The sequence below is a fragment of the Haemophilus sp. HMSC61B11 genome, from assembly GCF_001838615.1.
GTDB classification, from domain to species: Bacteria; Pseudomonadota; Gammaproteobacteria; order Enterobacterales; family Pasteurellaceae; genus Haemophilus_D; species Haemophilus_D parainfluenzae_AD.
This window is the reverse complement of sequence record NZ_KV837959.1, coordinates 1-784: the sequence shown is the minus strand read 5'-3', so window position 1 is coordinate 784 and position 784 is coordinate 1. Positions and strand designations below refer to the sequence as shown.

The window sequence follows — 784 nt, the reverse complement described above, 5'->3', positions numbered from 1 at the left end:
ATCTTTACCCGATAAACCAATTGAACCATCCTTCCCGTTAATTGATACTGCAGAACCATCTTTACCTTTAACCGCTAATGAACCATCACTACCCGGTTGACCATTCTCGGCTTTTTCTCCTAACGTCATGTTATCCGCTGTAGCAATTTCATAACCATTTGCTATTTGAGTTACCTTGATATTTTTACCTTGGTTTATTGCAAATGTTTCATTGCTTACAATGCGTTTATCAGCATCAGATAGCGCCGGTGTTTCAGTACCATTAGTGGTTAAATTAAAGCCCATACCATCAATTTTCTTATTGATAGTATCGCCCAATGAGTATAGCTGACTACCGTTTACTGCATCTTTGCTCTTGGCATTAACTTCACCATCTGCGACATTAGTAACTTTGTTACTACCTGCATTCACACCAGTATTAGATATTGATACAGTTTTCTTTGGATCTTTAGCTGAACCATCCGGGTTCAAGTTATCCGCTTTATTAACTGTCACACCTGCCGGAGTGATTTTGGTTACATCACCTGTAGCATCTTTAAATTCAGCACTATTTAAACCCTTCAAGTCCTTCGCTAACTGAACTTCTAATGTACTTGCACCGTCTGCTTTAACATTGATATTACCTGTTGCAGATTTAAATGTGTTTGACTCAGCTTCACTTACACCTTCACCCTTGATTTTCACTAGAGTGTTTAGCTTATGTTTGTTTACTTTACTTTCATTATTACCTGTAAACTTCAAGCCGTCATTTAAGGTAGCAACACTTTCACCATTTACATCTAAA

The 784-nt window shown here is 37.6% G+C and carries 1 pseudogene; it reads right to left on the bottom strand.

From position 1 onward, the window contains the following. Positions 1-784, bottom strand: a pseudogene (locus tag HMPREF3263_RS03735) (hypothetical protein); the annotation flags it as partial.